This is a genomic window from Alteromonas sp. W364, from assembly GCF_031846205.1.
Classification (GTDB): domain Bacteria; phylum Pseudomonadota; class Gammaproteobacteria; order Enterobacterales; family Alteromonadaceae; genus Glaciecola; species Glaciecola blandensis.
The window spans coordinates 588,334-600,188 of the sequence record NZ_JAVRID010000002.1; the positions used below are offsets into that span (position 1 = coordinate 588,334).

The 11,855-nt window shown below is 43.2% G+C and carries 2 protein-coding genes; both read right to left on the reverse strand.

The genetic code is table 11. The features are described 5' to 3' along the window. Positions 1-197: 197 nt before the first annotated feature. The gene (locus tag RM556_RS05355) at positions 198-10,505 is read right to left on the reverse strand and encodes a tectonin domain-containing protein (RefSeq protein WP_311374073.1); all 10,308 of its coding nucleotides are present in this window, start codon (positions 10,503-10,505) and stop codon (positions 198-200) included. Then, on the reverse strand, positions 10,502-11,855 hold a 1,354-nt coding region (locus RM556_RS05360), incomplete at its 5' end, for a hypothetical protein (RefSeq protein WP_311374074.1). The genes RM556_RS05360 and RM556_RS05355, both read right to left, overlap by 4 nt.

Consider the following 11,855-nt stretch of genomic DNA (forward strand, 5'->3'; position numbering starts at 1 on the left):
CCTACACAAGGAGTGTAGCCTGCTTAGGATGAGTGGGAAAAAAAGGAAAGGGGTGTAAAGGATTTTATCTGGATGATGTTTTAGCAACGGAACGCTGAGAAGGAAGCTCGAAATTCTTGGAAAAAGGTGAAAACCGGATGTTTTCACCTTTTTTTATGCCTGTAACAAATAGTTTGTTACTTTGGCTTTCAATATACTTAATTTTTAGGTGTGATCCGAAAATTATTTTGTAAGCTGTTTTTACCTTCTATTTCAACGCGAATCTCTTTGGCGTTGGGTCTAATCACGTCGTAGCCCACACTATCAACCTCAATAGTATATTCACCCTCTGGTAGATCAACGAATCGATATGACCCCGTTTCATCACTCAATACAGAAATGCTGGACGTCTCTGATATGCGTATCGATACCTTGTGGTTCGCTAAGCCTCTTACGCCATTCTCATCTTGTATTCTGATATTGCCCAATATTCTAAAAATAGAACTGACTTCGACCGTTTTACCTATAACATTTGTATTTGCGGGCACCGATACCGATATTCTAGAATTTGAAGTCGCTTTCACTTTCCAATCAAAAATAGGTTTGAGTGTATAGTTTCCGGGTAGGATGCCTCTAAAGGTAAACTCTCCATATTGGTCGCTGGCAACAACATAACGTGTTTGAGTCCCTTGCATTAATACCACTGCAGTATAGCCTGCGCCTATTTGATCTCCTTGGTCGCCTATTTTAACCACAACCTCACCACTCAGTGTGCTATTGGAAACTTCTGGCTCAGGTCCTGTCGGTAGGATCTCGATTGGATAGAAGAGCTGCCTATCGTTGCGGCTTTCACTGCACTGCGAAAGGCGCAACGGGATTTCATGTAAATAAGCCATTGAGCCGTAGGTAGGCTGATTCACTTCCATACATAGCTCTTCCCCAAAGGCTGTTTTTATCTTGTATTTGCGCTGAGTAGATTCTCCAACAATGTTAGATTTATCAATATTAAAATAGCTTTCTTCAATATCACAGCTTCCTAAGCCAATAATCCTATCGCCCTCTCGTGCCGTGTAGTTGAAATAATTAACTCTAATATTTGTGCTAACCAAGCATTTTTCTTGACCATTCTTTTGATAAGTAAATTGCCATTGGTTTGCGCTGTTCTTTTGTGACATAAAGCCAAGGCTTGCCGCAGCGGGCAAATTAGTCTTCAGTGAATTGCAACTGGTCGCTGCAACTTCAAAATTGTTTGAATTGCTTGGTATTCTCTGAATGCAGCGGCTATTGTCGAAATTTTTCCATGCATAAATAGTTCTGTTGTTCTCACTCAATAGCTTTGGCTCATGCTCAGCAACTCTGACAGGCCAACCCGCCGTCATTACCTGACGCGCCTTATTACTTTCGTTACACTCCTTCAGCACTAGTGCATTTACACCATTTAAGCCATTCCAAGTAGCGCATAAGCCGGTGTCCGTTGATTTTAAGCGGAAGTAAGAAGGCCCACCTTCATCTTCTAGTTTCTGCCAATGTTGAGAAGTATCTTTACTGATACAAGGAGTCGCTTCGACCACTGGATCGTCTACAGGAGGAGCAAAAGCGTGAGGTACTCCCAAGCAATATGTAGCAAGCGGGCTCTGCATGCTTTGCGCCGTGGCGACTCGAGTAATGCCGTCCTCGTCTTCAGGCTCCCATAACCAAAATTGGTAACGCAAGTCCTCCACGATTCTTTGTTCATATGTCACCGCGTTAATACGGATTGTATCTAACAATTGACTGCCTGCATTTAGATTGGTAGCCACGCCAGACTCTACATCCTGTAGCACCTGTTGCAGCCCCTCGTGACAATCGCTAACAAATAATGGGTTTTTGTTATCAGAGCGATAAAAGCTTCGTAAGCACTTGTCAGAATATGGTAATACCATAATGGTCATTTCAGTAGTACTTGACCACGGTTGATTCAAACGATTTAGTAGGGCAGTGATGCCAGCCAGATAAGCTTCTTCGACCTTTTTTGAGGCATTGCCTACTAATCCGATTACATCAATATCAGGGTGCATAGCGCTGCCCTCTGATACCACTTTTACTGATTCATTGAAAAAGGTTTCAATTGCAGTTTCCGCTTCGCTTACTTTTTCAGTAATTTGTTGAAGAGATGCCTCATCCGTTTCGGCTTTTGCTTCTAGCATTCGCAGAGATAGTTCCATTTTGCCCTTCAAATCAGCCAAATATCGAATGTTTCTTGTGATTGCTTCAGTTTGCAAAGTAACCAGCTGCTGGATTGAATTGGCATTTGCCGTTCTCATATTGCTCGCTATGGTCCCAACTGAATTTAATGCGCCATGCAATTGATTATAGGTAAGATAATCAGTGGCTATGGAGTTGTTATGAGTGACTTGTATGCCGAGTGCTACGGCAGCTTGCATAGAGTCGACAACTGCTCTTTGTTTTTCGCAACGGAAACCGGGGTAGTCAGCATTCGGATCGAAATTACTGATTTCCGCCCAGCTTTTTAAGCGAGCAAGGGTCTCTTCAACACTTAGTGCATGTATGTGAGCGCGTTTGCGCAGTTTGTTTTCGCGTTTGATTAGTTCCGAGACAAGTGGCCATGTATTTGTATATAAGGTATTTGTCGTGAACGGTAGTCCGTTCACGTTAGCTTCATGATAGCCGCGAACATATGCTTGGGTTAGCTCACTATCAATTCGTAATGCAACTTGGTTCCAAGGCTCTGAAGCATAGTATAGGGCCTCGAGATCACTACGCATTCTATTTCTGACACTAATATCTAGATCTTGTATTTGTTTGGCCTCTGCACTGCCTTTCCAAATTTCAGCAAAGGGCGTCCATAGCGCTTTTGCTCGCAAGCTGCTCTCAGGCGCAATATTGTCATCACGCATATTTTCTATTAACACGTTGCAATAGTTTCGGCCCGAGCCAAACCAATTACTTAAAGCACCAATGCCTGCGTCTGCAAAGTTTGCAACATTAGCAAATTGGTCTAATGCCGCTGCACCTAATCCACTGGCAAAGGCTGATGGATCGCCACCTAGTAATGCCAGCGCACTTCCAGCTAATTGAGAAGCTGCTTGAATTGCTTCTGCAGCTGCCTGCGCAGCTATTTGATTGGCTAAATCTAAGCCGGGAATGTCCCCTGCAAAATCAGCGACTTGATCTAAACCATCCCCAAGATATCCAGTTCCAGGAATGCTGTTGATAACATCATTCGCTGTATCATTTACATTCTCAATTGCATTAGCTGTTATTCCTAATGCTTCTTCTACCGCAGCGACGCCTTGGTATAGTTGGCGAGTTGCTTCATTGTCAGGTAGTTGATCTAATAGCATTTCACTCGCTTGAAGCACTGCGCCAGCAGCTAACATAGGTGTTGCCGTTGGGTTATCTCTAAAATCTTGCCAAATTTCCAACATTGACTCGGGGCAGGTGAGCAGATCAGCTGCGCTTGGTAGTTGGAATTCAGAGACTGTTAGTATCTTTGATGCGTCGCTCGCTTTGGTAACATTGAACGAACCGTCCAATGCGATAGGCACATCTATGCAACCTTTTGGTGAACTGTAGACTTGAAGTTGACTGCCGCTAATTTTGAAATAAGCTTCCCTCTCGATAAGACCTCCCCCTATTTTTATCGCCGCGTTTACCTCAGTATCAGCACTAAAATCACTTCGCTCAAAATCGAAGTGGCCTTCAGCTAAAACAGGAAAACCAGAGAGCAAAGAGTCCGGTAGTTGAAGGTTTCCGGCTAGTCTGAGGGCTGCAGGGGAAAAGGTGAGTATTGATTGTCGACCGGTCACACTTAAAAATGAATCACTGAATGGTGCCGGTGGTGTAATCTCTCCACTGATCAAATAGCCATCTTTTAAATTGATCCTATATTCACCGCTAGCAAGCTCAGCATTTATATTGCCAGCATGCAAGACCATATCACCAAACGCAATCAGTCCGAGACCAAGTGGCGGTCTCTCTACACCTTCTCGTGCAGGTAAACTATTCCCCGGTGTTACAAAATAAATATTCGGGTTTTTAATACCAATCATTCCAAGGGGTGAATGTTTGAATGCATTCACCATGCTGTCAGATGTGCGTCCAATTTTGTTAGAAAGTGATACTAACGCATCAACTGAATTTAAAATTGTATTGCTGCCTTGTCCTATTGGCCCGGGTATTTGGAAGGTTTCTGACTCAAGCACTGAGAAAATATTTTCCGCTAATGACGAGCCACTTTTCAGTGCGACTTGGAATATGCTATTCACTATTTCTGCTTGAATGATAGGCGAAATAATTAAATCACCTTCCATTGAAGGCGATTTGGCAAATTGAACAGAAAGCTGAGAGGGAGCACCACCAACCCACGCGGTGTCCAAATCAAAAACAAAACGTTTGTCTTTAAAAACAGCTTCTTCGCTGTTTATCGCGACGGTTGTTCCAGTGCCAGCTACACCAATGGAAACCGAAGTGTTTGTGAGTGCAAAATCTTGAAAGCCCATTGGATTTAGCCATTCACCTTCAACCATGGCTTGAATACTGAGACTGCCTGCTGTATCGCCGCCCATGGCATAACCAACACCAATAGTTGTATCAATGCTCTCGCGTATACCAGGTTTGTCTATACGTGGCATTTTCAGCGTGGCTTCTGTACTCAATGTTACTTCGGTTTCTTGACCAGGACCTAGGTTTGTCATTTGAAGTTCTACATCGGCATCCTTGATTTCGATGATTTCTCCCGCAAAATCAGGTAGGGGAGCATCAACCTCACCAAGCGCTACATAAAGATTGATTGAAGGTGGACCGCCAAACACGCCCCCCAAACCACCACCGATAATAAAGTCTCCAGAAATACCAAAGGTTTGCACGGCCTGTTTTATGCCAAGAGGCAATTCATCTGTGTTGGATTTACTTAACAAAGTAATGCCATCTGTTACTCTCAGTTTCTTACCTTTTTCAGGAGAAATGAGACCGCCAAATATGTCATCAAATACTTTAATAGGTAGGTCACCTAAATCAAAATCATCATCTTGTTGTGTACTAATCGCAAAAACGCCTTGAGGCAAAGTGATCTGATCTAAGGGAGGAAGCGGCTCAGTTAACATGTTTCCAATGCTTAAAGGCTGATTGTTTCTGATAAAAAGAGCAAATTGGTCGCCGTCGAAAGCGACCGCTGCTGAACCAACTAAGCTAGTGGTGTTTGCAATATTAAGGTCAATGTTACCCGCCATTGCCTTGTTAGAGATTAGAATTTCACTCATTGCAACATCACCGACGGTATTGAGCAATTGCTCCAAGGCTAGTTCCTGATCCTCTTTCGAACCAGAACCGGTGTAGTTGTCAATGAACCCAGTCGCTTTGCGAAGTAGGGTTGAAAAACGAACCTCATCTTCAACATAAATGATCGGGTCGTAATTAGGATCCTCCAGAGCCATTGATAGTTCACGTCCACCGCAGAGGTCTACTGCTATTTTTGCTTCTACTTTGTCTACTTTGCTTTTTCCTACTAAAGAGCATGTGTACGTATTTTCAACGTTATTACTCGCGCTTACTAGAATTTCGCCAGTGAATCCAAGGTCGCTGACCTCTAAATTAGGAATTAAGGGTGGGTTTTTCCAAATACCTTCAGAAGAAATTTTGTAGTCTGTTTCCGCGTTATCAATCACCATTAGGTCATATGAAATTAATGTACCATCTTGATTGTCTTCAAAGGAAATAGAACCTTTCATAGGTAAACTCAGATCCACTGGAAGTGGTGGCGTCACAGTGGCGAATGACGATATTGTGGCCACGTTGTTTTCTATATTGTTCAGATTGATTGCTGCTGACGTGAAGGTAATGCTAGTGCTTGGAATATTAGGAATTTCCAACGCGCCTAGGGTAAATTCTGCCTCTGAAATTAGTTTGTCATCTGAAGCTATTTCGAAAGTGCCAGACATCAGTAGGCTTGAATCTGTGATAGCGACCACTTCAAAAATAGGCGCCAGAAGGTCTGATTCTTTCAATGTGTCAACATCGCTTAAGCCTAATAAAGTTAGACCTTTAACGACTTTTAAATTTGCATCTAAGGGCAATAAAGCTTGCTGTTGATATTCACGAATAGATTGGCTATCGCCTAATAGCATTCTTTGCAATGGTGCTGGAAGATCTGCGTTAATTGGCAGTATATTACTTGGTGTCTTTGGTTGATATGCAACGAAAGCAGGCGACAACTGCTGGTCAATATGACTCTTTGCCAAATCAGTGTATAACATCGATGGTGTAAGGTAATCAACTCGCCCTGACAGTTGCATATTCCCAGCGAAGTCTTGTTGCAAGTATATAATGCCGCCTGTTCCCTGTTCTGGCCAAGACATTTGCGCGGTGATGCTATTCGGTTCAAAAACTAGGTTGCTCAACTCCCATTGTTTAAGCACTGGTAGCTCACCTAGACCGGGCAAACCACCGACCAAAACTGGCCCTGGCGCTCTGAACTGCCAATCATCATCAACGATATTTCCTTCGCTATCATTGGCGAATTTTCGATAGCCGAACATTTCAATTTCTTCACTGCCTAACGTAATTTTGGCGCTGGTCTCCAAGCCAAACTCACCATTATCAAATGTACTAATCAATAATTTGGATGGCCCAAATATAGGCTTAATACCGAGTACGTCGATTGTCGAGTTCGGCACAATTACCTCAGTTGCAGCGGTGAAGCGAGCCTCATAATTTCCGTTGTCGTGCTGTTCGATAGCCCCAATCATTGAAATAGGCGCAGTTAAACCAATCGTATCGAAGATCGCACTAATGTCAGCGCTAAGAGTGCTATTAGGATCAAACATGCTGAAGACTGTCATACCCTTCGCTAACACTGCGCTTTCGTTCAGGTCTAATACGCTCAACTTTTGGCTAGGTATTGCTGAGTCGGGTGTGCCGGTAAATAAGCGACTTAACATAGTAGGTTGTTGTTCGTTTAGGGTAAAATCTCTGCGCTCCAAGTTGCTCAAAGCGATAACGACCGGACCTAATTGCTGTTCCCATATTGAGCTAGGAATACCGGCAACTTCCACTAGGCCATCTATTTTATCAACGCTAGTTTCGAGCATACTTAAATTAAATTGGTCTAGGCGCGCGTATAGTTCAAAGGCAGTACCCTGTATCGGACTTTCAGAAGTTGGTGGACTTTCTTGGTTGGTGTTTTCCACAGTCGATTTAACTACAGAGGTTTCTGATTCTGGTGTTACCAGATAGAATGCGCCTCCTGAATTTTCACTTTCCCAGTCAAGGTTGCCGTAAAACGCTTGTGTCGAAATATACATATCTCGTAAAGACATTTCGCTTGCCTTCGGGACTTTTTCTAGACCGGGAAGTTTAGAAATAAAAACAGGTCCTGGCACGCTAAAATATGCATCTTCAAAATCATAGCCGTCTTGATTTGCATTTAGACTGAGCGTGACTGCACCATCGGCACTTACCGCTTGTTTCCCTATATAACCGACGCCGAAGAACTTCGAAGTGAGCACCTCGGGTGGCGTATTGAGATTACTATCGGCTGCGATCGAAAACTCCGTGGTGAATGCTGTTTGCAGAAGGGTAAATTGTGGAATCCCAAAAACATTCTGCCAACCTGCTTGTAGTTGGGGGTCAAAATCAGGGGTTGCGTCGGCTTCAGGTAAGCTGGCCAATGCACTTAATCCGAGTTCCCGTGCCGAATTTCTATCTACAATTGTCGAACCAGCAATTGACACTGAGAGGGCCTCTTCATCCCAGCCTAGCTCTATGGCCCCTAGCATTGCTAATGCGATACCAGGATCTTCTTCCACCGGTAAGCTCACTTCCATACCAGTTATAAGTCTCGCTCGGAAGTTCTCACCACTACGTTGTATGTTAATAGCAGAATTACTAAGGCTTAGCACAGAATCAAGACGAGGTATTTCAACATTTGAGACTTGAAACTCAATCTCAAAATCAAACTTTGGGAGAGCGGCGAGAACATCACCGAGATTTTCCGCCTTGTTCGCCGAAGCGCCGATTTCTGTATCAGAACTAGCGTTATCTTCTGGTTGATTCGTTTCCTCATAAATCGCTTGTAATAACATGTCAGCATCGAAGTAAGCTCTCGCTAAGTAGCCTTGTTCAGGCACACCTAAGGTGCTCAATGCTTCCTGAGTTTCTTCTGTGGCTTTGTTCTCACTATTTGGGTCATGAAAAGCGATAGCACTAATGCCGTCCTCAATGGTTAAAGGAAATAAATCAAAATTGCTTTGAAGATAAGGCCTCAAAATATCCGGCAGATCTTCACGTGTTTCAAATACTTCTCCATCGTCGTTTCCTTGTCTTCCAAATACAACCGATTGGCTAAACAAAAGGCCAGCAAAAGGCGTGTCATTTAACTCGGGCACGTATGTTTTAATTGCGAGGTCCTCATGCATCAGTGCTACAAGCGGCGAGCTAAGTGAATCATTGGCAAAACGGGCAACTTTTACATTTTTACCATTTATTTTTACAGAACCCATTAATAAGTCTGAGCTGAGTGTAATATCTCTTAATTCAATATTGCCGAGCACGGGTATTTGTTCACCAAACACATCTGCTAAGGTTAACCCCGTTTCTAGGTACAAACTCGGGATCACAGTGCTGTTGTTTTTGGCGAGTGCGAGCTCTACTCTGAGTTTTATTTGGCGTTCGAGATCTTGTGCAGACTTAAACTGTCCGAAGCCATCTAAACTGAAATTACTCTCAGTCTGGTCGGCTGATTCAAAGAAATACTCACCATTGATATCCAAGTCGGCAATCGCAACAGCGTTGTGACTAGCCACTTTAGCAACTTCATTGGCATTCACACGGCCTGTGATCACAAGGCTTTTTTCAGCATGTTGATAGCGGACGATTGAATCACTAACAATACTTTCATTGCTGCCTTCTACAGGAAAAGTAAGCGCAGAAATAAACGAAAGACTCACGTTATCATCAAGAGACAATTGCCATTCAGCATTAGAAATAACAGCAGGGCCTATTTTTTTATTTTCTAAAGCTTGTGCACTGGCGTACAAGGTAATGGGCTGTTTTATTTCTTCGCCATAAAGTCGAACAAGATCGTCAACGGTACGCTCTGAATCTGAAACAATAGGAGCGGCTGGTGACTCGCTGTAAGTGACATTAGTGAACAGAGTGTTTGGTAACCCGGTTTCTATCGTTAATATTAAGTCGCTGAGTTCAAAAAGATTTGCAAGGCTCGAGCCCTCGGGTATAGCCTGCAAATCGAGCTCACCTATTAATTCAAGGGAGGTAAGTGGAAGATGAGTTTTGAGCTTTTCATTCTGGAAATAGGAGGCTAAAGTGTCTGCTGCAGATTGCGCTGGCAATAGCTCGATGTTTTCATTCGGAACCCACATTATGACTGCATTGAGAATACGCCCCAAATCGGACACACCAGAATCTTGTAAATCAGGTACGTAATCAGCGATCGAAAATGTGTCGTGCCCGAATAAAAGGTTGGGGATGTTAGTATTAGAAGGAGTGTATATAGCCAGTTTTGTTGGCAGCCCATTAAGCATCGTTCGACCGACAGTCACGCCATTACTATTTGAAATATCGCTCACGGGAATGTCGGCTAAGGTTTCGGGGAGTTCGTAGTTGTCACCCAAAATCATTTGTAAGGTGTATTGCTCTTCACCGTTATTGTCGTCAGTTGTTATTGTGCGAATAGGAGTTAACGTGGATGAAATTAACCAGTTAAAACTGTTCACTCCCCAGGCAACATCGTTTTCGCCCGCGGATATGTTAAGCGCTCTGCCAACAACGCTGGACCAAATGCCGGTTATTGGGTTACGCCGAGAAATTTTACCACCACCTAAAGTGGCATCTTCAGGGCTTATCACGACATACACGCTACCATTTTTACCGGCTCCTACATCGATACCGGAGGGAGATAGTGGGGTTTGCCTCCATTGTGCATCTGCAAAATAAAATAGCTGATTGTTAGCATCTAAACCCCATAGCGTAGCGTTTCCATCTGAGTCGAGTCGTTCGAGCTGTCCTTCAATGATTTGCCAAGAAATTGCCTGACTCAGTTCGCCATCGCTTATCATTCGTTCGCGCAATTGGCCACTGAGCACAGAGTCAAAATATTCTGAATTATTCGCACCAGCCAGCCAAATAAAACCGCCACCTAGGCTAATATCACTCGCAGTAATATTTAAATCTGTCCAAACAGCGGTATTAGAAAGTGACAAGTACACCTTTCCGTTCGTTGCAATTGCCGCTACATAGCCGTTGTTAGCATCAATACGAGAAAGTTGACCAATATTACCAAAACGTTTCCACTGACTGTTTGCACTGTCCCACTTATATGGGTAGCCATCAAGCCCGACCAACCATGATCCTCCATCATGAGAAAGTGATATATCAACTGCCTGTGGTGCATTGTCTAAAAGCCAATCAGGTGCTTGCGCAAACGCGTTTTGCATCAATATCAAACATAGTTGTATTGAAAGTACTAGTGTTACAAAAACTAGTTCGATTGGATTGCGTCGCTTTATCATTTCTTGTTCTCACTGCGCTTTGAGTCTGTTTTTTGTTTTATCTTTTCTAAGCGTTTTGCTCGCTCAATCCGTTTTTTCTCAACAATGCTGTTCTTCAATATTTCTTCGTTTTGACTTTGTGTTTGCTGAAGCCTTTTACTACGCTCATTCGATTTTTTATCGATATTTGAGGGCTGCTGTTGTTTACGTTCAGCGAGACGTTTTGCACTCAGTCTGTTGGACTGCAGTGTTTGTACACTAAGTTTATTGGCTCTAAGTTTTCTTGCTTGTAATCGTTCAGTCGTCAATGTTGTTGGTTTTAGTGCCTTCTCTTCCTGCTTGTTATTTAATTCGACAAGCTCTTGATTCTGATGAACCACAAAGCCACCATTAGTTAAGTTCTGGCTTTGAAATGGGTTTCCTAACGAGGAGTTATCAAGTTGGTCATCTTGTGGCTGGTTGGTTTCGCTTAAACCTAAATTACTTTCTTCGGGCGAGCTGGTCTGTGGGTTGTTCAATGATTCAGAAAGAATTTCTAAATCTTGCTCTCTGGTTTGACCAATATCATTTGGTAAATCAAAGTCGGGTTCAAGTGCTATTGAGCGATTGGTGTTGTTTAGCAGGCGTCTAGGCTCACTTCTCACTTGGCCTTGTATCGCATTAGTTCTTTGCTCTTCGATAGAAGGGACAACAGATTTTACATTTGAATCGAGAGTCTCAATGTCATTTACGCTATTTTCTCTTTTTTTAGTGTCTTGCATATTGAGTTCAACGAATGTCGGCTCATCAGTACTCTTGATGATGAGCACTTCTTCAAAAGATTTACTCTTGTTATTCAACTCTTGAGATTGTCTATTGCTACCTGTGGAAAACTTCCCCTTATGTTCTTGTGATTTATTTATTACTTCTCTGTCTGGGGATGCATTTAAATCAGTAACCTGAAGTTCTATCGGTATTACAAGGTCTTCAACTTGGTCAGCAACGGTGCCTGTTATTGTCGCTTGGATTTCACCTGTACGCACGATGCTAGTTGCATCGTTGCAGTTGAATTCTACTCTCATGAACTGAGTGTCAGACAGTCCGCCGGGGCTAATAATAAAGTCAATGATGGAATTAAAGTCATTGCTGATAGTGATATTTGATAGTTCAAATTCCTCGTTAGAACTCACATAAATTTCAATATCAGCAAGAACCTGAGGGCATGAACTCTGACCTACTTCGTGTATTGCGTTTATTGATGAAACGCTTGTTATCACCGTGAATATTTCTGGCTCGACGGTAAGGGTAATAGGAATCGTTACGGGCGCAGATACGCCGGTTTCGGGATCGGTGGCGGTGGCGCTTACGCTGCCATTACGCACACCCGCAGTG

What these genes read in the sequence shown, in the direction of transcription:
- RM556_RS05355 (WP_311374073.1), bottom strand. Translation starts at nt 10,505, where the DNA reads ATGATAAAGCGACGCAATCCAATCGAACTAGTTTTTGTAACACTAGTA.